The following is a 23195-nucleotide window of genomic DNA, read 5'->3' on the forward strand; positions in this document are numbered from 1 at the left end:
AATATCTGTTATGTTTAATGTGGAGAATACGGATTAATATGTACAAAAACGTTTTGTACGTTATCTTGTTTCATAAGTTTTTCTTTTACATGTTTTCCGATGCGGTGACCTTCTTCTACAGTGATATATGGATCTACAGATACTTTAATATCGACAATAACATAGTGGCCATGTTCTCTTGCATATAAAGAGCCGATTTTTTTCACACCTTCCACTTGAAAAACTGCCTCCCTAAGCGGAACAACATCTTCTTCATGCAGAACATGATCGAGCGTTGCATGAATAGCTTCTGCTCCAATACTCCATGCCATCTTAGCAACGAGAATTGAAACAAACAATCCCGCAATTGGATCGGCATATACAAGCCAATCTATACCTAACTTACTGCCGATAATAGCTGCACAAATGCCGATTAAAGCTGCAATTGAAGAAAACACATCCGAACGATGTTCATATGCATTTGCAATAATTGCAGCACTATTTATCCTCTTCCCTAATCGATATTTATACTGAAACATCCCTTCTTTCACTACAATCGAAAGAATAACTGCAAAAATCGTAATTCCTTTTGGTGGTTCCAAATCTTGTGAAAAAGCTTTTATAGACGAAATCGCTATCTCTATTCCAACAATAAATAATAATACCGCAACAATAATCGCTGAAATCGATTCCGCTTTACCATGACCATACGGATGATCTTCATCAGGCGGTTGCTTTGCCGCTCGTAATCCAAAAAGTACAGCTAACGAGCCAATTACATCTGATCCAGAATGCACTGCATCCGCTAAAAGTGCCTTACTGTTTCCAATATAACCAATTACCGCTTTTACAATCGCTAATATAATATTACCAACGATTCCGACAATAGCACCAAACTCGGCCTGTTTAAAACGTTCATCTTTTTCCATAATTGAAATCCCTTCTTTTCTTAACCTATCTTTTTATCCCGCTATTTGCGGGCAGTAAGCCCCCCACCTCAAAATCCGGCAAATACAAGGAAGTTAGGTGGGAGATCAACTGCCCGTAAAAGCCCGATTGGTGAGGGCTAATAATAAGTGGGGATGAACAAAACCCCCACTTATTAAAGTTTCACTTTATTTTAACAAAATCAGCGATAACATCACCACTTTATTCCATTTCATTCTTTCAAAAGTTGCTATCTTATTGTATCCACAAACGAAAAAAGAGATGCCTCATAATGAGACATCATCTTTTTTATACTTGCGGTTCAGGTTCTTCTTTCTCAACCTTCTTCTTGTTTTTGCCCTTTTTCAAACGACGGTTTTCAAGCATTAACCAAATTTGAGAAGCAACGAAAATAGAAGAGTACGTACCTACAACTAATCCAATTAATAATGCAAGTGAGAAGTTACGCAGTGATTCACTACCGAAAATAAGTAGTGTGATTACTGGGAATAACACTGTTAACACTGTATTAATTGAACGACCAATTGTTTGACGAATACTTGAGTTTACGATTTCTTCTAAATCTTTTATGTCGCGAACTCGTTTTTTCTGTTTGTATAACTCACGGTTTCTATCAAACGTAACAATCGAGTCATTGATAGAGTAACCAATAATCGTTAATACCGCAGCGATAAACGTTAAGTCTACCTCTATCTGGAAAAGACTAAATACAACAATCATAACGAATGCATCATGTAATAATGCGATTACTGCAGATACTGCGTACGTAAGACGGAAACGAATACTTACGTATAAAACGATTACTGCAGAAGCAATTAGTACTGCGATAAATGCATTTCGTGCAATCTCTTTACCGATTGTCGGCGAAACTGTACTTACATTCGGATCTGTACCGTATTTATCGTGGAAGAATGTTTTTGTTTTCGCAATTTCATCTTTCGATAGAACACCTACTGTACGAACTGCGAAACCTTTATTGTCATCTCCGGTCGGTACAATATCTTCTTCCTTCACATCGATGTTCAATTCTTTCAAATCTTTATGAACATTAGAAACAGTAGTTGCTTGTTTTGATTGCAAGTCGATACGTGTACCACTTGCAAAGTCAATACCAAGATTCATTTTGAAAATCGGTAATATAATTGCCCCAGCAATTACAACTACAATTGAGAATAAGAAAAATTTATGACCGATATTTACGAAGTTAATACGATCAAATCTCGTCGGTGGATGGACTACACCTTTTGTTAATGGAATAATATCCTTTTCCTTAACACCAAAGTAAGATAGTTTCTTATCAAAGTAACGGCTCTTTACAAGTAAACCTAGTAAGAAACGAGTACCGAATACGTTCGTAATGAAACCAACTAAAATACTTACGATTAAACTTGTTGCGAATCCTTTTACAGAGCTATTACCGTAAGCGAATAATACACCAGCTGCTGCAATTGTTGTAATGTTCGCATCTAAAATTGTCGCTAATGAACGATGGTTACCAGCACGGAATGCTGACATCATCGACTTACCAATTTTAAGCTCTTCCTTCAATCTCTCGTACGTAATGATATTCGCATCAACTGCGATACCAACCCCGAGCACTAATGCCGCAATACCCGGTAACGTAAGAACTGCATGCATCCAGTTAAAGACAAGTAATGTAACGAAAATGTATAAACCTAACATAATAACCGCTACAAGTCCTGGTAAACGGTAGAATACAAGCATGAATAAGAAGATAATAGCAATACCGATCGCACTAGCGAAAATCGTTTGCTCTAATGCTTGTTGACCAAATTTCGCTCCAACAGATGTTGAATACATTTCTTTTAAATCAACAGGAAGTGCACCTGCATTTAATAAAGATGAAAGTTCTTTCGCACTTTCAACTGTAAAGTTTCCACCTACGATAGATACTTCAGCTTGGTTAAATACTTGGCTTACTGTTGCTGCTGATAAAAACTTCGGATTCGGTTTTGCAGATTCTGCTTTATATGAATCTTTTCCTTCTTCAAAATCAAGCCAAATTACCATTAAATTCGTTGGTGGTGGCATTTTTGAAATCTTTTCAGTTACTTCACGGAATTTTTCAGCGCTTTTTAGTGTAAGACCTACGCTCGCACGGCCTTGCTCATCAAATGTTTGCTTCGCTCCGCCGCCTTTTAAATCCGTTCCGTCCATAAGAAGGTTATCATCCACATCACGGAATGTTAGTTTCGCTTGTGTTGATAACATTTCACGTGCTTTTTGCTGATCTTGTACACCAGCAAGCTGTACACGAATTCGATCTTCCCCTTCGATTTGAATGTTCGGCTCACTTACACCAAGAACATTGACACGATTTTCAAGAGCACCTACTGTACTTACAAGTGCATCACGATCGATTTTATCACCTTTTTTGGCTGGTTTTACTTCATACAGAATTTCAAAACCACCGCGAAGGTCTAGTCCTAGACTAATTCCTTTTGCTATGTCTTTTCCTGCCGCACCAATTACTCCACCAATTAATAAAACGATGAGGAAAAAGGCGGCAATTCTTGTACCACGCTTTGCCATATGTACCCTCTTTCTGCTACTAACACTTTCAATAAATCTCTTACGATTCATTTTCGCACGTGTGCATACGCCTAGTTAGTAGACTTACTTTCTATAAAATACATGTATTTCCGCTAGTTCATCACTAGCTGTGTCGGTAAGCTTTTCACAATACCTACACTATTCATTATTTATTTTTCCTCTTCACTACCTCCTTTATATATAATCTTAGACATAATTAATTCCTCTTTATCAATACCTATCATTATACTGCAAAAGGAAGAACAAACCAATTACAGTCGGTTATTTATTTTCATATTCATCAAACGACCAAAGTGGTGCTTGATATGCTTCAACAGTTAAATAATTCATATATTCATTAGTACTTACTCTTAATACATCATTTACTAATTCATATAACCTAACATCACTATCTATCTTTTTCCACTTTTTCGCCTTGAGAAACTTCCAAATATCATTATCTGTCACTCGGTCGTAACCGAACATTTGAAACTCTTCTACTTTACTTTCTAAAACGACTTGTAACTGTCCGCGGTATGATTCTACCAAAGCCTCTTTATCCAACATATATAACATCTCCTTCTTATTTCAGCACGAAAAGTCGCTTTTAATCCCGCTCTAATGGACAGTAATAACTTCTTTCAAGAGTACCATTCATACTTCACTCTCTTAAATGCTTGTCATTCTTGTCTCATACGTGCATATAAATTATTGTAAATCATTCCATTGATTTTGAGAAGGTAGGAGAAGAGTATGACGAGACAAAGCTTTTTAAAAGGCGCATTTATTTTAATGATAGCCGGTTTTATTACAAAAATCCTTGGATTTATTAACCGCATTGTAATGGCACGTATTTTAGGCGAAGAAGGCGTCGGCCTTTATATGATGGCTGTCCCCACCTTCATTTTAGCAATTACATTAACACAAATTGGCCTTCCTGTTGCAATCGCAAAATTTGTAGCAGAAGCAGAAGCAGTGAACGATAAGCAAAGAGTTAAAAAAATATTAACTGTCTCACTAGCCGTTACATCCATTATTAGTATCATTTTAACAATTGGGATTATGCTACTCACACCTATTTTAGCAAAAACATTATTAACAGATGAAAGAACTTACTATCCATTAATGGCTATTTTACCTGTCGTCCCCGTTATTGCAGTTTCTTCCGTTTTACGTGGTTATTTCCAAGGGAAACAAAACATGAAGCCGAGCGCTTACGCTCAAGTCATAGAACAAGTTGTCCGCATTACAATTATCGCTGTATGCATTCGGTTATTTTTACCTTACGGCGTAGAATATGCTGCAGCCGGTGCCATGCTATCAGCTGTTCTAGGTGAAGTTGCATCTTTATTATTTTTACTTACTTTATTCCAACGCGAAAAACATTTATCTATACGCTCTGGATTTTTCACTACTGTAAAGGAGAGCAAAAATACATTTTATTCTCTTATGGACATTGCTTTACCAACTACAGGAAGCCGTTTAATTGGTTCCGTTTCTTATTTCTTTGAACCTATCGTCGTTATGCAAAGCTTAGCGATCGCCGGCGTTGCTGCTTCTGTCGCAACTCAGCAATACGGTATATTAAACGGATATGCGTTCCCACTTCTATCACTGCCAGCCTTTATTACATATGCTCTTTCTACAGCACTCGTCCCATCAATTAGCGAGGCAATGGCAAAGAGACAACACAAATTAGTAGAACACCGATTACAACAAGCACTTCGAATTTCCTTAATAACCGGCGGATGGTCAGTCGTTATATTATATGTATTTGCTTCTCCAGTTTTAACTCTCATGTACGGATCAGACAACGCGGCCGCTTTCATCCAGCTTCTTGCACCTTGCTTTTTATTTCATTATTTTCAAAGCCCCCTTACATCTGTGTTGCAAGCTTTAAACTTAGCACGCGCTGCTATGATGAACACATTTATTGGCGCTATCGTAAAATTAATCGTTATCTTTGTACTCGCTTCACGCCCAGAGTTCCAAATGATGGGGGTTGCCCTCGCCATCGCAGCAAATATAGTAACCGTAACATTCCTTCACTACGCCACTGTTTTAAAGAAAATTGCATTTACCATTTATGCAAAAGACTATATTTTCGGCGGAATTGCTATCGGGATTGCTGGTACCTTCGGTTTTTATCTTCATAAGTATATCGTTTTTTCTCATTCACTTGGCATACAAACATTATGGGAAATCACTTTAACAACAATCGTTTATATCGTTCTCCTCTTCGTTTTCAAACTCATTCGAAAAGAAGAATTAAGTCGTCTCCCTATCATTCGGAAACTTTCATTTTTGAAGTAAGCAGGCTTGCCATTCAAAATGGTAAGCCTCTAATTTTCTTTCAAATCAACGAAAAACTGTCCATTTTGAAAACTACAATATAAAATCCGTTTCACATCTTTATAACCTAAGTTATTCAGTTTCTCAACGAGCCACCCATCTGTATGTTCGATCATTTGCAAATGATTGTATTGAATTTCTCCATCAATAATTAGTGGGAGTGTAAAAATTGGTGTATCATTTTTGCTCTTTTTACTTTTTTGTTTTTGAAAGACAGATAACTTTCCAGATGGTTCTAAAATAGCGTATTCTACATCACGCACATCTCCGATTCCTTGCTCACGTAGTTGCATCAATAAATCATCTATGTTATATCGCTGTTTCCGCATCTTTTTTTCATCAATTTTACCTGCATTCACAAGAATCGCAGGCTCCCCTTCTATTAAATGCCGAAAACGCTGAAACTTTAAAGAAATGACCGACAAAATGATTTGTATACACATAAGAAAAGTCATTGGAACTAATTGATGCCAAAGTGATTTATCTGTATTTTCGATTGCCACTACAGCCATTTCACCGAGCATAATGAATACAACTAAATCTAATACACTTAATTCTCCAATTTCACGTTTACCCATAAGACGAAAAATAATTAAAATGATTATATACAAAAGCATTGTTCGCCCGATTATTGATACCCATTCCATTTCTACATCCCCTTTTTTTACTTATAGGCTCCCCTACAAAAAAAGAAACTAGTCTAACTTAAACAAAATGAAAATATGCTTGTATTAAAAAGGGGGAATGCATAATGGATGGAACGAAAAAATTATCGAGCGCAATCGGCTTCGGTATTATTACCCTATTAATCCTCGCATCTATTACAAGTATGATCATGGCTCTTTTATTAAAATTTACGAATATTAATGAAGGGACATTAGTAATTATTATTTTTATAATAGCCCTTCTATCTATGCTTATGTCCGGATTTATTGCTGGTAAAAAGGCACAAGGAAAAGGATGGCTAGTAGGTTTCACAACAGGCCTTACATTCGCTATTCTCGTCTTTCTCGTTAACTATTTAGGCTTCTCTCAAACTTTATCGAACTCACAGTTACTCTACCAATTAGCATTGATGGGTGCGAGTACACTCGGAGGTATTTTCGGTGTAAATATGTCAAAACAAAATAGTTAAAAAAAGGCCCTGCACATTTCATGCAGGGCCTTCATCATTAGTTTTTCACAACTTCACGAATCGCATTGCGATCGAAAGTTAAGTGTGCACCACCAGATTTAACAACAATTTTTGTTTCATCCACTGATTCGATTGTAGCGTGTAAACCACCGATTGTTACGATAGCATCACCTTTTTTGATTTCATTTTGCATTTGTGCAACTGCTTTTTGACGCTTTTGTTGCGGGCGAATTAATAAGAAATAGAAAATCGCAAACATCGCAACAATCATAACGATATTCATCATACCTGCATTCATCTTGTGTTCCTCCTTTTAAATTATGTATTAGAAGTTTTTAGCATTCGGTTTATTAAAGCCATACTGTTCAAAGAACTCTTCGCGGAAATCGCCAAGACGGTCTTCACGAATAGCTTGTCTCACCTGCTCCATTAAGTTTAACAGAAAATGAAGGTTGTGATAAGACGTTAAACGAATTCCGAACGTTTCATCACATTTCATTAAGTGACGAATGTACGCACGAGAATAGTTTTTACATGTGTAGCAATCACAGTTCGGATCAAGCGGCCCGAAGTCTCTAGCGAATTTCGCATTTTTCACAACTAAGCGGCCTTCACTTGTCATACATGTACCATTTCGAGCGATACGAGTTGGAAGTACACAGTCAAACATATCAACACCGCGAATCGCACCATCAATTAACGAGTCAGGAGAACCTACACCCATTAAGTAACGTGGTTTATCATCAGGAAGAAGTGGTGTTGTAAACTCAAGAACACGATTCATAATATCCTTCGGTTCACCAACAGATAGACCGCCGATAGCATAGCCAGGGAAGTCCATTGAAACAAGATCTTTCGCACTTTGACGACGAAGTTCTTCAAACTCCCCGCCCTGTACAATACCGAATAAACCTTGATCTTGTGGACGTTCATGCGCCTTTAGGCAACGCTCTGCCCAGCGGCTTGTACGCTCTACCGACTTTTTCATGTATTCAAAAGTAGCTGGGAACGGTGGACACTCATCAAATGCCATCATGATATCTGAACCTAATGCATTTTGGATTTCCATCGCTTTTTCTGGAGATAAGAATAATTTATCGCCATTTAAGTGATTGCGGAAATGAACACCTTCCTCTTCAATACGTCGGAAATCACTTAAGCTAAATACTTGGAATCCACCTGAATCCGTTAAGATTGCACGATCCCAGTTCATAAACTTATGCAAGCCACCTGCTTCACGAATAATTTCGTGGCCTGGACGTAGCCATAAATGATACGTATTGCTTAAAATAATGCCAGAATCCATTGCTTTTAATTCTTCTGGTGACATTGTTTTAACTGTTGCAAGTGTACCAACTGGCATAAATGTCGGTGTATCAAATGAGCCGTGTGGCGTGTGCACTCGACCTAAACGCGCACCCGTTTGTTTACAAGTTTTAATAAATTCATAACGAATTGCTGTCATAATTTACTCCTTTTATTTGTTTCTCATTTTAGCGTGAGATGCAACGAACATCGCATCACCGAAACTAAAGAAACGATATTTTTCTTTTACTGCTTCATTATAAGCATGAAGTACATTATCTCTATTTGAAAATGCACTTACAAGCATAATTAATGTTGATTTCGGCAAATGGAAGTTTGTAATTAAACCATCAATTGCTTTAAATTCATATCCTGGGTACATAAAAATATCTGTCCAGCCAGAAGCTGCGCAAAGCTTACCACTATTATCTGTCGCAATCGTTTCTAACGTACGAGTTGATGTCGTACCTACAGTAATAATACGGCCGCCATTCTCTTTCACGCGGTTTAATAACGCCGCAGTCTCTTCAGACATATGGTAATACTCTGCGTGCATATGATGCTCTTCAATAGTATCTGCAGAAACTGGTCTAAAAGTTCCAAGTCCTACATGGAGTGTAATGAATGCTAACCCGACGCCTTTTTGCTTCAATTTCTCAAGTAACTCTTCTGTAAAGTGAAGGCCAGCCGTCGGTGCTGCTGCTGAACCGATTTCCTTCGCATATACCGTTTGATAACGATCGCGATCTTCTAGCGTCTCTTTAATATATGGAGGAAGTGGCATTTCTCCAAGCTCGTCTAAAATTTCATAAAAGATGCCGTCATATGAAAACTCAAGTTGACGCCCACCTTGATCTGCTGTTCCAATGCAAGTTGCTTTTAACTTTCCTTCACCAAAAGAGATGACAGTTCCTTCTTTTACACGCTTCGCTGGCTTTATAAGCGTTTCCCACTTATCGCCTTCCTCTTGTTTCAAAAGAAGCACTTCAATGTGTGCACCTGTATCTTCTTTCACACCGTGCAAGCGAGCTGGCATCACTTTCGTTTCATTTAAAACTAAGCAATCCCCCTCTTGTAAGTAAGAAAGAATGTCTGTAAAATGTTTATGCTCAATATCTCCTGTTTCACGGTCTAACACCATCAATCTTGATGTTTCACGCTCTTCAAGCGGAATTTGTGCAATGAGTTCTTCTGGTAAATGAAAATCAAACAGATTAATATCCATAACTGTATCCACCTATTTCTTATTTGAATCGATTTATTATATACATAATGAAAGATAATGCAATACTTAACACAATACATGTAATGATAGGAAAATAAAAGGTAACGTTACCTTTTTTCACAAAAATATCGCCTGGAAGCCTTCCTATGAACTTCCAAGCTAATCCAACAACAATGAGCAAAATACCAGCTGTAATAAGCAGCTTTGGCATCTCCGTCATACTTTGGGCATCTCCATTCCGAAATGCTCATATGCGAGCGGTGTTACGATCCGGCCTCTTGGCGTTCTTTGTAAAAAGCCAATTTGTAATAAATACGGCTCATACACATCTTCAATCGTATGAGATTCTTCCCCAATCGTTGCTGAAACAGTTTCTAATCCAACTGGACCACCGCGGAACTTTTCAATAATACCAAGCAGTAATTTATGGTCGATATGATCAAGTCCTAATTTATCTACTTGTAATAGTTCTAACGCCATTTGTGTAATTTCCATCGCAATCGTTCCGTCACTGCGAACTTGTGCGAAGTCACGTACACGTCGTAATAAACGATTCGCAATACGAGGTGTACCACGGGCACGTCTTGCAATTTCTAATGCAGCTAACGAATCTATTTCAACTTCAAACACTTCTGCTGTGCGTTCTACAATCGCAGAAAGCTGATCTACTGTATAGTACTCTAATCGTGAAAGTACACCGAAACGGTCACGAAGTGGTGCTGATAATGCACCTGCACGCGTCGTTGCCCCAACTAGCGTAAATGGAGGTAAATCTAGGCGTACAGAGCGAGCTGATGGTCCTTTCCCAATAACGATATCAAGGCAAAAGTCTTCCATCGCTGGGTATAGCACTTCTTCAATAGATCTATGCAAACGATGAATTTCATCAATAAATAATACATCTCCTGGCTGAAGCGCTGTTAATACAGCTGCTAAATCTCCTGGTCTTTCAATTGCGGGACCTGACGTCGTTCGAATGTTAACACCCATTTCATTGGCAATAATATTCGCAAGCGTCGTTTTACCAAGTCCAGGTGGGCCATATAAAAGTACGTGATCTAACGTTTCTTCACGCATTTTCGCCGCTTCAATAAACACTTCTAAATTATGTTTCGCTTTATCTTGGCCAATGTACTGACGGAGCGTCTGTGGCCGTAATGAATACTCTAAATCCGCATCTTCGTATCCAGATTCCCCTGAAAGGAGACGTTCGTCCATTATACTCACCTCTTACCATTTAGTAAAAGACTAAGTGCCTTTTTAATATATTGATCCGTCGTTAGTGATTCTTTTAATAACTCTGGTACAACGCGAGAGACTTCTCGTTCTGCATAGCCAAGTGCACGCAGTGCTTCCAGTGCTTCATCAAGTTCAACTGATGAACCTTTCTTCGTATCAAAACTTTCAGTATCTGAGAACAAATCAACAAACGCATCTGGTACAACATCTGCTAGTTTTCCTTTTAAATCTAAAATCATTTGGCGCGCTGTTTTCTTTCCGACGCCTGGGAACTTCACTAAGAACTTCTCATCTTCATGTTCAATCGCTTGAACGACCTGTCCGGTTTGACCAGAAGCTAAAATTGCAAGAGCACCTTTTGGTCCAATCCCCGATACACCTAACAATTTTGTAAATAATAAACGCTCTTCACGTGTTTTAAAACCGTAAAGTGCCATAATATCTTCTCTCACATAATGATATGTATAGACACGGATTTCTTGCTTACTTCTTTGAAATACATACGGATTTGGTGTGAAAATTTGATAACCAATTCCATTATGGTCAATTACGACATATTCCGGTCCTACATACTCCACGTAACCTGTAACATATTCAAACAAAATACGATCTCTCCCTCTCAAATCATGTATTCCATTTTAACATATTTAACAATAGAAAAGCGAGACTGCCCCAACAAATGTTCCCCGTTTACAATTTCCGTTTTTTTCTATTGACATAAATACAAAAAGAACATTACTATACAGGAGTCAATAATGATTATCAATATTAATTAAAGGGGTTACATCAGGATGAAACAAAAGCTATTTATTTTATTTACTATCATGCTAGTTGTTCTTTCTATCGTTGGCTGTTCTTCTCAAAAAGAAGAAGAAAAAACAAAAGAACAACCGAAAACAAAAGTTGTAAAACATGCTAAAGGGGAAGCAACAATTCCAGCTAATCCAAAGAGAATTGTTGATTTATCTGGATCAACAGAGGAATTATTAATCCTTGGACATAAACCTGTTGGCACAGCAAACACATATAAAGATAAAATCCAAAATCATTTAACTGAAAAGTTAGACGGAGTAAAAGCAGTTGGCTGGTATTGGGCACCTAAAGTTGATTTAGAGGCTGTTACTGCTTTAAAACCAGACTTAATTATTTTAAACAATCGTCAATTGAAAATTTATGATCAACTAGAAAAAGTGGCACCGACAGTTGTTCTGGAAACAAATCTAGAAGACTGGCGCGGTAAGTTTAAAGAAGTAGGTAAACTATTTGACGAAGAAAAGAAAGCAGACAAATGGATTGCAGATTACGATAAAAAAGCAGACTCTTTATCTAAAAAAATTAAAGAGAAAACAAAAGATGAGAACTTTATGTTCGTTGCAGTTACACCACAAAACTTCCGTGTATACGGTAGCTTCGGATACGGTGACATCATCTTTAACGACTTAAAGCTTCCAGCAACAAAAGGTACAGATTTAAAACAAACGATGGCACAAGTATCACTAGAAGGTCTTGTTGCATTCCAGCCTGATCAAATGTTTATTGTAAACTTCGGCGGAGAAGCTGATAAAGTGTACGAAGACTATAAAAACAGTGCGGTTTGGAAAGATAATAAAGCAGTAAAAAACAATCACGTATATGAAGTATCGAATGAAGCCTTCAATACGAAAGCATTCAATCCAATCGGAAAAGATATGCTAATTGATGAAATCGCAAAAGAGATTTTAGCTAAGAATAAATAAAAAAAGCAGCTCACCCTGAGCTGCTTTTTTTATTATTTTGCACTGCGTATTGCTTCATTTTTTCGATTGTCTTCACGAATCCTTCTTTTGACTTAATACGAATACCACGCTTTAGTTTTGCTCGCTCATAACTCTCAAGCTTTTTCATATCAATTTGAAAGAAGGAATGGATCGCGTTATCACTTTTCGGTACCCCTTTAAAAATTTGCAATATCCCTTCCTCTGAAACACCAAAATAACCGCTCGTTTTCAGTAAAGGAGAAATATCATCAACTTTCCTTTGTAATACGATTTGCACATCATCACGATCAACAAGTTGCCATTCTTTATATTGCTGCAAAAACTTTTCTAAATCCGCTACTTTTTCTGTCAGTATTTCCTCGCTTACTTCTCCATCAACATACATACGCTCTAATAAAATTGTAACTTCAGGTACTTTTTCTGTTATTTCTGCCCTCACATCGGATCCATAAGCTAAGCAAAACATCACAACGAAAGCTTGCACTGCAATTAGCATCCATTTCATTTCCGTTCACCTCTTCTAGGCAAAATCATACTTTCATTTGTAGCTTTTCCGGAAATGGGGGTTTTATCCATATAAACAATAGCATTAAATTTCTAAGGAAAATAAAGTGAAACTTTAATCAGTGGGGGGTTTTGTTTATCCCCCCACTGATTATTAGTTGAACCAATCGGGCTTTTACGGGCAGTTGATCTCCCACCTAACTCCCTCGCATTCGCCGAATTTTGAGGTGGGAGTCTTACTGCCCACAAATAGCGGGACAAAAAATGCAGATAAGGGTTAATCCTCATCTGCATGTATCATTTACTTTTATATAAAATGAAAGACGCCTGCAAAGCAGGCGTCTGATGCGTTTACGGCGAAAGACCAGGCGACCACATTCGCGTGTTTAGCACTTAAGCATATCTCTCGACTTACGTAAATTAGCTCATCGCTTTGCTAATATAACATTAACAAGGTAGAAGCGCAATATATTTCTAAATATATTTTTCTTCCTCTTTCAACCAATTGAAATTTATGTAAATTATAAATTGATTAATGTAATATATACGTTACAATTAATACTATAAATATAAACAGGGGATGAATGCCTTGAAAAAAATTAAAGATGAACGCCTCATACTTCAAATGTTAAAAAACATACGTATTGCCTTTCTTTTTCAATCAATTGGTATAATCGGAATTTTAGGCTATATCGGATTCACAGAAGGAATGGATCAAATTACGAAATCTCCATTGTGGTTATTATTTATTCTTACAAGTTATTGTACTTAGTTATTTACAGTTAAGCGTTTCTATCGATGTAGAAGAAAGCGAAAATGAAATAAAGTTAACTCCTTATTACAAAATTATTTTACGCTCTCTTATTGTAGGAATTATCATGGCTATTATTTATATCATTTTCAGTCCAGAAAGACCTCTATTTGAAGCTATTTTAACAGGTGGTATTCTCTTCATATGCTTTTTAGCGTCTTACTCCGTTAGTTATTTTATAAAAAAACGACGTTTACAAGACGACGATGAATAAAGAGGAAGGGCTATCCCTTCCTCTTTGATTTGTTATCGCATAGTACCAGTCAGACCGTAACGAATGTCTCGGAACATATTTGTTATGTCACGATTAAAATCGTTTGTAGCTGTGCCGTTACGTAAACGCGTACTCATTGCATCGACACGAGTAAACATGTCATTTCTTACAGAAACATATACGTTTCTATTTCCAACTTCATTCACAACAGCTTGACGAATTTCGTTCGCCATCGCTGTTTCATTCGTCGCTGTATTACGTGGTTTTACCGCAATCGCTACATCGTTTCCATATACAACTGTAGAAACTCGGTCTACGTTATTCATACGTTTCACACGATTCGTAATTTTCTCCGCAGTTTTACCATCATTGTTAATGTATGAATTGTTCATTGTAATATTACGAGTTGGATGTGGATTAGCAATTTGCCCATTGTAATTTACATCACGGTAATAATTATTATATCCTGTATCGTTACGACCGTTTCTATATGTTACATAATCTGTAGAACGATCGTTACGCGCTACATTATCACGATACTGGTGTGTATCATTATAAGATGTACGCTCGTAATTGTAGTTACGTCCATCCATCGCATTATTATCTTTTGGTGTACCACATGCAGCTAATGCACTGGTAACTAACAAAGAAGCAGCAATAACTTTTACTTTCGTATTCAATACAAAAACCCCCTCTGTTAGAATGAACTTCTCTTTCGAAAAGCTCCCCCTTATGATGAGTAACAGAGAGGGTTTTTACACTGTTAATATTTCACTAGGAATTTTCTAGCACTTAATGTAAATTCACCATATTCCTGACTATCACGAATACAAAAAAGGTGGGAATAACCCCACCTTTTTTTAAACTTCCTCTTCGTCCTCTTCTTCTGAAACTGGTTCTCCAAATACGTTTGGTGGGTCCGGCTGATAATACATCGTTCCTGGCTGTGGTGCATATGCTGGCTGAGTTGGTTGATAATATAAAGGATTGGCGTATTGTGGTCCACCCGGTTGCGGACTATATAACCTACTCTCTCCTCCGCATCCACAATCTTCTTCCCCTTGCACGAGTGGCGGCATATTATTATCCATTGGCATCATATTTGGATTTGGCATAGAAGTATATTGCGGTGCCATTTGTTGATACGGCATTTGATTGTATGGATTTTGTTGCTGATACTGCGGATATGGCGGCATCATTGGCTGTTGATATGGCATCATGTTCGGCATTTGATTGTTATCCATTATCGGCATCATGTTTGGCATTTGATTGTTATCCATTATTGGCATCATGTTCGGCATTTGATTGTTATCCATTATCGGCATCATGTTTGGCATTTGATTGTTATCCATTATTGGCATCATGTTCGGCATTTGATTGTTATCCATTATTGGCATCATGTTTGGCATTTGGTTGTTATCCATTATCGGCATCATGTTTGGCATTTGGTTGTTATCCATTATCGGCATCATGTTTGGCATTTGGTTGTTATCCATTATCGGCATCATATTTGGCATTTGGTTGTTATCCATTATCGGCATCATATTTGGCATTTGGTTGTTATCCATTATCGGCATCATATTTGGCATTTGGTTGTTATCCATTATCGGCATCATATTTGGCATTTGGTTGTTATCCATTATCGGCATCATATTTGGTGGTTGATTGTTATCCATTATTGGCATTATATTTGGTGGTTGATTGTTATCCATTATTGGCATTATATTTGGTGGTTGATTGTTATCCATTATTGGCATTATATTCGGCACTTGAATATTAGGCGGTATTACTTGCGGGATAATAACACTTTCTTTTGATACGTTTGGTGAGACTATGCTTCCTACATTTTCTTTTTTCACTTGCGGCGACACTATATTCCCTACATTCTCTTTCTTCACTTGCGGCGACACTATATTCCCTACATTTTCTTTCTTCACTTGCGGCGACACTATATTCCCTACATTCTCTTTCTTCACTTGCGGCGACACTATATTCCCTACATTCTCTTTCTTCACTTGCGGCGACACTATATTCCCTACATTCTCTTTCTTCACTTGCGGCGACACTATATTCCCTACATTCTCTTTCTTCACTTGCGGCGACACTATATTCCCTATATTGTCTTTTTTCACTTGCGGTGACACTATGTTTCCTATATTGTCTTTTTTCGTTTGCGGAGAAATGACATTGTTAGGTTTCATTTTATTAATTTGAGGAGCAATTAACTCGCTTCCCTTTTTTATTACGTCTGAAATTTTATATTCTTTTTTCGCTTTAATTGGTGGTTGCGGTGGCTGTGGTAACACATTGATAGAAAATTTAGTGTTTTCTTTTGTAGTAGGTTTTAGTTTTTCTACTTTCTCTACAACAGGTGGTTTTTGAATGACAGGCGGCTTTTCAACTGGCTTCTCTTTTTGAATCGGAATTTCTTTTTGCACTTCTTTTTGTGGCTTCACTTGCACTTCCTTTTGCGGCTTCACCTGTATTTCTTTTTGCGGTTTTATCTGCATTTCTTTTTGCGTTTGTTGCATAGCTGGTTGTTGTGTAATAGGTGTTGATTGATACGTGATCTCATCTTCATCTTCTATTGCAAGTGGCGTTGGTGTTGATGCAAACTCTTTTTGCTGCACCTCTTTTACATATTGTTTCGGGGGCGCTGAACCCGATCCAGTTTGTTGTTTCACATGAACGCTATGCGATGGCACTTTAATTTTCATCCCTGGCATAATTAGGTCTGGATTGCTAAGCTGTGTATTTGTTTTTTTTAGCGTTTCAAAATCCACTCCGTACTTTTTTGCAATTTTCCAAAGGGTCTCCCCTTTTTGCACGATATGAATTTTCAAATTTTCCCCCTCCTGTATAACTTATCTATAAGTAAAAACACTTTGAAGTAACACTTTCTAAACAACATTAACTTCTTTTACTTTTATCACTTCTTCTATTTTCAATATGATTCGAAGTGGAATAAGCATAGAAAAACCGCAATGATTTCCTCAACACAATGTATGCCTATTTCATCCTTGTTATGATTATATGTACGAAAAAAAGCAACGGAAATCCCGCTGCTTTAAACGCGCTCTAACATACGATTTAATGCAAGAACTGCCTCTTCTGTTACTTGTTTCTCTACACGAATAACGTTAATTTGTTCTCCTCTTTCTATGTTCTCAAGTACCCATAACAGGTGAGGTAAGTCAATTCGGTTCATCGTTAAGCAAGGACACATAAACGGATTTAGCGAAATAATTTCTTTATCTGGATGTTGCTGAATAATTCGGTTCACTAAATTCATCTCTGTACCAATCGCCCACTTACTTCCCGCCGGAGCTGCTTCAATCATATCAATAATATATTTCGTTGATCCTGCATAATCAGAAGCAGCAACCACTTCATAACAACATTCAGGGTGAACAATAATATTCATATCCGGATGATTTTTTCGCACATTTTCAATATTTTTCACAGTGAAGTTTTGATGAACAGAACAATGGCCTTTCCATAAAATCACTTGAATTTCTTCTATATCTCCATCGTACTCTAATGAATCTGTATGCGGGTTCCACACTGCCATTTTTTCTAACGGAATACCTAAATCATACGCTGTATTTCTTCCTAAATGTTGGTCTGGTAAAAAGACGAGACGCTCTTTTTGTGTAAACGCCCAAGACACCATTTGTTTTGCATTAGAAGAGGTTACTGTTGCCCCTCCATTACGACCACAAAACGCTTTGATCGCAGCTGTTGAATTTACATACGTTAATGGAATCATCGTATCCCCAAATAATTTCGCGAGCTCTTTCCACGCTCTTTCTGTTTGTTCAATATCTGCCATATCTGCCATAGAACAGCCGGCACGCATATCTGGTAAGATGACAATTTGATCATCTGTCGTTAACATATCTGCCGTTTCTGCCATAAAGTGCACACCACAAAACACAATATATTTTGCCTCTTTATTATTCGCTGCAACTTGCGCGAGTTGAAGTGAGTCCCCTGCTGCATCTGAAAATTGCACCACTTCATCTTTTTGATAATGATGTCCTGGAATAAATAGTAATGCCCCCATTTTTTCTTTAATTTCACGGACACGCTCTTCCATCTCTAATATAGACATCGTTTGATAACGCTCTGGTAACATTACTTCGATTGGCTGAACTTTCTCTAAAATACCCATTTATGATTCTCCCCCTCTAAACCACTCTCATTAGGCCTCAATATTAAAACTAATATCAAGTGCTTTCACTGAATGTGTTAACGCTCCAAGTGAAATATAATCTACCCCTGTTTTTCCGTATTTTGATAAATCTTCAATTGTAATACCACCTGAAGCCTCCGTGACGATGGCACTTGGTACAATTTTTGAAAACTCACGAATCTCTTCTGGCGTACGATTATCGAACATAATAACATCTGCGCCGGCCTCTACTGCTTCTCTTACTTGCGCCTCTGTCTCTGTTTCGACTTCTACTTTCACCATATGTCCCAATCTTTCTTTCACCGATGTAACAGCTTTTGTAATCGAGCCAGCAAAAGCAATATGATTGTCTTTAATCATGACACCATCATATAAACCGAATCTGTGGTTAAATCCGCCCCCGCATACTACAGCATATTTATCAAACATACGTAGTCCTGGCATCGTTTTTCTCGTATCACAAATGCGTGTATGACTGCTATCTAAAGCAAAAACCGCCTTACGTGTCATCGTCGCTATCCCGCTCATACGCTGAATAACGTTTAATATAACGCGCTCTGCCGTTAATAATGATGCGATTGGGCCTTGCACGGTTGCAATTATTTCTCCTTTTTCTACAAGATCCCCATCTTTTTTATGAAGTTCAACTCCAATTCTCTGATCAATTAATTTAAATCCTTCTTCAATTACTAAGCACCCTGCAAATACCCCTGTATCCTTTACAAGAAACGTTCCTTTCGCAAGTGCATTATCGGGAAAGATAAGCTGAGATGTTACATCTCTTTCTCCTATATCTTCTAGAAAAAATCGATTTAATGCTTCCTTAACTTTTAACGTATTCATAAAACCCCTCTTCCCCTTATTAAACAAGTTGTAGTTTTCTTCTCACTCGGATAATCTCTTTTTTCACGCTATTTCTTTCTGGATAATCAATGCGATAATGACCACCAATACTGTCTTCTCTTTGCAAAGCTGATACTGTTATAAGCTCACAAACTGTTAACATATTAATAAGCGTTATCTCTTCATTTGTAAGTGCATCATATTGTAAGATCATATTTCGCACACCGTACCTACTAAACCATCTCTGAGCATATGATAAATTTTTCTCAGTTCGCACAATCCCAACATATTTCATCATGCATTCTTGTATTTCTTCTTTCAACGGTAAATCATTAAGAGCTATAAAACTTTTCCCTCTCTCTTCCGGCACATTTTTTCTTTCCTCTGCTGGCTTAGCTAAAATGTGTTTTCCTATTCGTCTTCCAAACACAAGACCTTCTAATAATGAATTACTCGCCAATCTATTCGCACCATGAACTCCATTACAAGCCACTTCACCGACCGCATATAAGTTTGAAATGGACGTCTCTCCGTCACAATTCGTCTTCACGCCGCCCATATGAAAATGAGCGCCCGGTACGACCGGAATAGAATTTTCTTTTAAATCAATACCATTCTTTTTACATAATGATGAGACGGTCGGAAAACGTTGTTCAAAGTTTTGAATGGTTTCGATGTTTAAGTACACTTTTTCACCTGCAAGAAGTTGTTCATGAATAGCCCTTGCCACTACATCACGCGGTGCGAGATCTTTCCCGGGATGTATATCCATCATAAAACGCTGTCCTTTTCCATTTATAAGGACAGCTCCTTCACCACGGACTGCTTCAGAAACGAGACCACAACATCGCCCGTCCACGTATAACATCGTCGGATGAAATTGTACAAATTCTAAATCAACAAGTTCCCCCCCAGCTCGATATATCATCGCAAGTCCATCGCCTGTAATTGTCTCATCATTCGATGTAAAGGCGTACAAACCACCTATCCCTCCTGATGCTAACACCGTATTATCAGCATAGTAACGCTTCAGCTTCCCTTCACTATTTCGCGTTAAAGCTCCTATGCATTTATTATTTTCTATAATGAAATCGAGCACCATTTCATGCTCAACGACAGTAACGTTCGGAACTACTTCTTGTATTAAATGCTCTAATAGATTTTTACCAGTTGCATCTCCTCCGGCATGTAAAATGCGCCGTTTTCGATGCGCCCCTTCTTTACCAAGGTGGATCCCTTTTTCATCCCCATCAAATTTCATTCCATTCGTAATAAGCTTACTTATTTCTTTCGGTCCCTCTTCAACTAAATAACGAACTGCTTCTTCGTTGTTATAATGGCAACCTGCCACTAATGTATCTTCAAAATGCCCACTCGGATCGTCATATGTAGCAACAGCTGCTGCAATTCCTCCTTGAGCTAAATGTGTATTATTATTACGTCCTGTTTTTTTTGTGATAATTATCACATTCTTTTCGTGACAAAGCTCTTTCGCAACACGAAGCGCCGCAACGCCACTTCCAATAATCAAGACATCTGCACTTGGCATAATTGTTGCCTCCCACTTTACACTTTCCAACTGTCTTGACACCTATATTTACATAGTTTTAAAATAATGACAAGAGTTTTTTTACAATTCTTATTTTCACTACCATTCTAAAAACGAAAACAAATGTCACTCTTACTGAAGAGAGGAAATTACATGATGATATATCTAGATTATGCAGCGACAACACCTATGAGCGAAGAAGCTTTAGAAACATATATAGCAGCGGCAAAAACATATTTCGGAAATGAACAAAGTTTACACGATATCGGCGGAAGTGCATCATCTTTATTACAAGTTTGTAGAGAAACATTTGCAGAAATGATTGGGGGTAAGGAACAAGGTGTATTCTTTACAAGCGGCGGTTCAGAATCTAACTACCTTGCGATTCAATCCCTTCTAAATGCTAGAAATGGAAAGCACATTATTACGACACCTATGGAACACGCATCGATTCGAAGTTATTTTCAATCCTTACAATCGCAAGGTTATACTATTACTGAGATTCCTGTTGATAAAAGTGGGATAATTCATTTAGTAGATTTAGAAGCAGCTATTACAGAAGATACTGCTCTAGCAAGTATACAGCACGGAAACTCTGAAATCGGGACCGTTCAAAACATTGCAGAGATCGGAGCACTTTTAAAAAAATATAATGTTTTATTTCATTCGGATTGTGTTCAAACGTTTGGTAAACTTCCAATAGACGTTAAAGCGATGGAGATTGATAGTCTTTCTGTTTCAGCCCATAAAATATACGGACCAAAAGGAGTTGGAGCTTGCTATATAAATCCGCAAGTTCGCTGGGAACAAGTATTTCCGGGAACTTCTCATGAAAAAGGCTTTCGCCCTGGTACAGTGAACGTTCCTGGAATCGCTGCTTTTTTAACAGCCGCAGAGCATATATTAAAGAATCAAAAGGAAGAGAGCTTTCGTTTTAAACAATTACGATTTTATTTTTTAGAGCAATTACAAACACTTCCTCTAGAAATTGAAGTGAAAGGACATTCTACTTCTTGTTTACCACATATTATTGGGGTTACAATAAAAGGAATAGAAGGTCAGTATACAATGTTAGAATGTAACCGTCATGGTATAGCCATTTCAACTGGAAGTGCTTGCCAAGTAGGTAAACAAGACCCTTCAAAAACAATGCTTGCAATTGGAAAAACGTATGAAGAGGCAAAACAATATGTCCGCTTTTCTTTCGGACATCACACAACGAAAGAACAAATTGATACAACTATTCATGCACTACACACAATTGGAAATCAATTTTATAGAGGTGTTAAATCATAATGAAACAAAATGATCAAAAAAAGATTTTAGGCGAAGAAAGACGACAACTCATCCTTGAGTGGCTTCTTGCTGCAAATGAACCGTTATCAGGGAATGAACTATCTAAAAAGACAAACGTAAGTAGGCAAGTTATCGTTCAAGACATTTCCTTACTAAAAGCACGAAATGAACCAATTATTGCGACTGCACAAGGGTATTTATATTTAAAGCCACAAACAAGACAACAAGCTTTTGAACGCGTAATCGTATGCCAACATAAACCGGCAGAAGTACGTCAAGAACTTACTATGTTAGTTGACCACGGCGTTACAATTAAAGACGTAAAAGTTGAGCATCCTGTATACGGCGACTTAACAGCATCGATTATGGTAAGTAATCGCTTCGATGTAGAGCAATATTTACAAAAAATCGAAAACACAAACGCTTCCTATCTTTCGCAACTGACAGATGGTATTCACTTACATACAATCGAAGCAGATTCTAAAGAGAAATTAGATGCTGCCTGTGAGGCACTAGACCGCGCTGGATTTCTCGTTTATTAATGTAAAGCACAGAGTTTTTTATCATTCTCTGTGCTTTTATTTTGTAAATGATATAATATTGTAATCAATTGTAAAGGAGGTCAAATATGGGAATTGAACTCGTTCACTTTAGCACCGGTAAACCGAAACAAATGAAATATGGCGAAGATAAAGAAATGATAACAGGTATATGTAAAGATCCTACAGAAGAGGCCTTCCTCTCAAAAGACGGATTCCGTGGTGATGATGTAGCGGATTTAAAACACCACGGGGGACCTGATCGCGCAGTTTGTGTGTACCCACACGAGCATTACGCACTATGGGAAGAGGAATTTCAAACTACACTTCCAGCTTCCACATTTGGCGAAAACATTACCGTAACAAATATGTTAGAGCGTGATGTTTGCATCGGAGATACATATCAACTAGGCGAAGCAATCATTCAAGTAACACAAGCTCGCGTACCTTGTAGCACAATTTCAAAACGTGTCGGTATTCCTGGCATTTTACCACGCATTGTAGCAACTGGATATACTGGCTACTTATGCCGCGTTCTTCAAGAAGGTACTGTGCGTAAAGATTCTAAAATTACATTACTAGAGCGTCCATCAAACAATGTATCTGTTTTGTTCTCTAACGAAATTTATTTTCATAATAGGAAAGATAAAGATGGCATTGAGAAGGTTCTTGCTGTACAAGAACTAGCCGAGATTTGGCGTGGTCAGTTAGAGGATCGTCTTTCGAAGTTAAAATAATAAATCCCACCTTT

At 37.6% G+C, this 23195-nt stretch carries 21 protein-coding genes and 2 pseudogenes; 7 read left to right on the forward strand and 16 right to left on the reverse strand.

All coding sequences use genetic code 11. The features are described from left to right. Window positions 1-14 precede the first annotated feature (14 nt). The 3 genes from LCF45_RS21780 to LCF45_RS21790 all read right to left on the reverse strand — a co-directional run bounded on the left by LCF45_RS21780 (window position 15) and on the right by LCF45_RS21790 (window position 4047). Window positions 15-908 carry a cation diffusion facilitator family transporter gene (locus LCF45_RS21780; protein ID WP_078206294.1) on the reverse strand — a complete coding sequence of 298 codons (894 nt, stop codon included), beginning with the start codon at window positions 906-908 and terminating at the stop codon, window positions 15-17. Between the two features lie 307 nt (window positions 909-1215). After that, window positions 1216-3480, reverse strand: a complete 2265-nt coding sequence (gene secDF / locus LCF45_RS21785) for a protein translocase subunit SecDF (RefSeq protein WP_003191552.1) — start codon at window positions 3478-3480, stop codon at window positions 1216-1218. Window positions 3481-3762: 282 nt separating this feature from the next. Continuing rightward, window positions 3763-4047 carry a post-transcriptional regulator gene (locus tag LCF45_RS21790; RefSeq protein WP_002112000.1) on the reverse strand — a complete coding sequence of 95 codons (285 nt, stop codon included), beginning with the start codon at window positions 4045-4047 and terminating at the stop codon, window positions 3763-3765. Window positions 4048-4233: 186 nt separating this feature from the next. Between LCF45_RS21790 and spoVB the strand changes: the two genes are divergently transcribed. Then, window positions 4234-5793 carry a stage V sporulation protein B gene (spoVB, locus tag LCF45_RS21795; protein ID WP_002015313.1) on the forward strand — a complete coding sequence of 520 codons (1560 nt, stop codon included), beginning with the start codon at window positions 4234-4236 and terminating at the stop codon, window positions 5791-5793. A gap of 29 nt (window positions 5794-5822) precedes the next feature. Here spoVB and LCF45_RS21800 read toward each other — a convergent pair whose 3' ends face one another. Continuing rightward, window positions 5823-6479, reverse strand: a complete 657-nt coding sequence (locus LCF45_RS21800; RefSeq protein WP_002143230.1) for a DUF421 domain-containing protein — start codon at window positions 6477-6479, stop codon at window positions 5823-5825. Window positions 6480-6583: 104 nt separating this feature from the next. Here LCF45_RS21800 and LCF45_RS21805 point away from each other — a divergent pair, with 104 nt between their 5' ends. Further along, window positions 6584-6967 carry a TIGR04086 family membrane protein gene (locus LCF45_RS21805; protein WP_002015315.1) on the forward strand — a complete coding sequence of 128 codons (384 nt, stop codon included), beginning with the start codon at window positions 6584-6586 and terminating at the stop codon, window positions 6965-6967. A gap of 37 nt (window positions 6968-7004) precedes the next feature. Here LCF45_RS21805 and yajC read toward each other — a convergent pair whose 3' ends face one another. From yajC to ruvA, 6 genes are read right to left on the reverse strand one after another with little or no spacing between them, the layout of a single operon-like run. Continuing rightward, window positions 7005-7265, reverse strand: a complete 261-nt coding sequence (gene yajC / locus LCF45_RS21810; protein ID WP_002015317.1) for a preprotein translocase subunit YajC — start codon at window positions 7263-7265, stop codon at window positions 7005-7007. A gap of 27 nt (window positions 7266-7292) precedes the next feature. After that, window positions 7293-8432 (reverse strand): tRNA guanosine(34) transglycosylase Tgt, encoded by a 1140-nt coding sequence (gene tgt / locus LCF45_RS21815; RefSeq protein ID WP_002015319.1) that lies wholly within the window; start codon window positions 8430-8432, stop codon window positions 7293-7295. A 12-nt stretch (window positions 8433-8444) separates the two neighbouring features. Beyond that, the gene (queA, locus tag LCF45_RS21820; RefSeq protein ID WP_002167633.1) at window positions 8445-9497 is read right to left on the reverse strand and encodes a tRNA preQ1(34) S-adenosylmethionine ribosyltransferase-isomerase QueA; all 1053 of its coding nucleotides are present in this window, start codon (window positions 9495-9497) and stop codon (window positions 8445-8447) included. 19 nt (window positions 9498-9516) lie between these two features. Next, window positions 9517-9717: a DUF2905 domain-containing protein gene (locus LCF45_RS21825; RefSeq protein ID WP_000138161.1), complete on the reverse strand. Its 201-nt coding sequence runs from the start codon at window positions 9715-9717 to the stop codon at window positions 9517-9519. After that, on the reverse strand, window positions 9714-10715 hold the full coding sequence (gene ruvB, locus LCF45_RS21830; protein ID WP_000344470.1) for a Holliday junction branch migration DNA helicase RuvB: 1002 nt from the start codon (window positions 10713-10715) through the stop codon (window positions 9714-9716). Before ruvB ends, LCF45_RS21825 begins: the two co-directional genes overlap by 4 nt. A gap of 5 nt (window positions 10716-10720) precedes the next feature. Further along, window positions 10721-11338 (reverse strand): Holliday junction DNA helicase RuvA, encoded by a 618-nt coding sequence (gene ruvA, locus LCF45_RS21835; RefSeq protein WP_002088786.1) that lies wholly within the window; start codon window positions 11336-11338, stop codon window positions 10721-10723. Between the two features lie 189 nt (window positions 11339-11527). Here ruvA and LCF45_RS21840 point away from each other — a divergent pair, with 189 nt between their 5' ends. Then, window positions 11528-12472 (forward strand): iron-hydroxamate ABC transporter substrate-binding protein, encoded by a 945-nt coding sequence (locus tag LCF45_RS21840; protein WP_002167632.1) that lies wholly within the window; start codon window positions 11528-11530, stop codon window positions 12470-12472. 10 nt (window positions 12473-12482) lie between these two features. Here LCF45_RS21840 and LCF45_RS21845 read toward each other — a convergent pair whose 3' ends face one another. Beyond that, window positions 12483-12998 carry a BofC C-terminal domain-containing protein gene (locus LCF45_RS21845; protein ID WP_002167631.1) on the reverse strand — a complete coding sequence of 172 codons (516 nt, stop codon included), beginning with the start codon at window positions 12996-12998 and terminating at the stop codon, window positions 12483-12485. A 588-nt stretch (window positions 12999-13586) separates the two neighbouring features. Here LCF45_RS21845 and LCF45_RS21850 point away from each other — a divergent pair. Next, a pseudogene (locus tag LCF45_RS21850) lies at window positions 13587-14022 on the forward strand (branched-chain amino acid ABC transporter substrate-binding protein). Window positions 14023-14054: 32 nt separating this feature from the next. On the opposite strand, the gene LCF45_RS21855 reads toward LCF45_RS21850, so the two are convergent. The 5 genes and pseudogenes from LCF45_RS21855 to nadB all read right to left on the reverse strand — a co-directional run bounded on the left by LCF45_RS21855 (window position 14055) and on the right by nadB (window position 20609). Further along, window positions 14055-14702 (reverse strand): YhcN/YlaJ family sporulation lipoprotein, encoded by a 648-nt coding sequence (locus LCF45_RS21855; RefSeq protein ID WP_002034140.1) that lies wholly within the window; start codon window positions 14700-14702, stop codon window positions 14055-14057. Window positions 14703-16708: 2006 nt separating this feature from the next. Then, window positions 16709-16865 (reverse strand): annotated as a pseudogene (gene safA, locus LCF45_RS27180) (SafA/ExsA family spore coat assembly protein); the annotation flags it as partial. A 224-nt stretch (window positions 16866-17089) separates the two neighbouring features. After that, complete coding sequence (gene nadA, locus LCF45_RS21865) at window positions 17090-18196, reverse strand: quinolinate synthase NadA (protein WP_002034162.1); 1107 nt, start codon at window positions 18194-18196, stop codon at window positions 17090-17092. A 30-nt stretch (window positions 18197-18226) separates the two neighbouring features. After that, a complete protein-coding gene (nadC, locus tag LCF45_RS21870) occupies window positions 18227-19060 on the reverse strand; it encodes a carboxylating nicotinate-nucleotide diphosphorylase (RefSeq protein WP_002034160.1) in 834 nt (277 codons plus the stop codon). 19 nt (window positions 19061-19079) lie between these two features. Further along, window positions 19080-20609 (reverse strand): L-aspartate oxidase, encoded by a 1530-nt coding sequence (gene nadB / locus LCF45_RS21875; RefSeq protein WP_002067402.1) that lies wholly within the window; start codon window positions 20607-20609, stop codon window positions 19080-19082. Between the two features lie 153 nt (window positions 20610-20762). Here nadB and LCF45_RS21880 point away from each other — a divergent pair, with 153 nt between their 5' ends. From LCF45_RS21880 to LCF45_RS21890, 3 genes are all read left to right on the forward strand, one after another. Continuing rightward, entirely contained in the window at window positions 20763-21905 is a 1143-nt protein-coding gene (locus LCF45_RS21880; protein WP_002184917.1) for an IscS subfamily cysteine desulfurase, read from the forward strand. Continuing rightward, entirely contained in the window at window positions 21905-22447 is a 543-nt protein-coding gene (locus LCF45_RS21885; protein WP_002034157.1) for a transcription repressor NadR, read from the forward strand. The genes LCF45_RS21880 and LCF45_RS21885 overlap by 1 nt, the downstream gene beginning before the upstream one ends. An 86-nt stretch (window positions 22448-22533) precedes the next feature. After that, window positions 22534-23181, forward strand: a complete 648-nt coding sequence (locus LCF45_RS21890) for an MOSC domain-containing protein (protein ID WP_002129246.1) — start codon at window positions 22534-22536, stop codon at window positions 23179-23181. The last annotated feature ends 14 nt before the right edge of the window (window positions 23182-23195 follow it).

Source organism: Bacillus sp. 41-22 (assembly GCF_025809295.1).
Lineage (GTDB): Bacteria > Bacillota > Bacilli > Bacillales > Bacillaceae_G > Bacillus_A > Bacillus_A mycoides.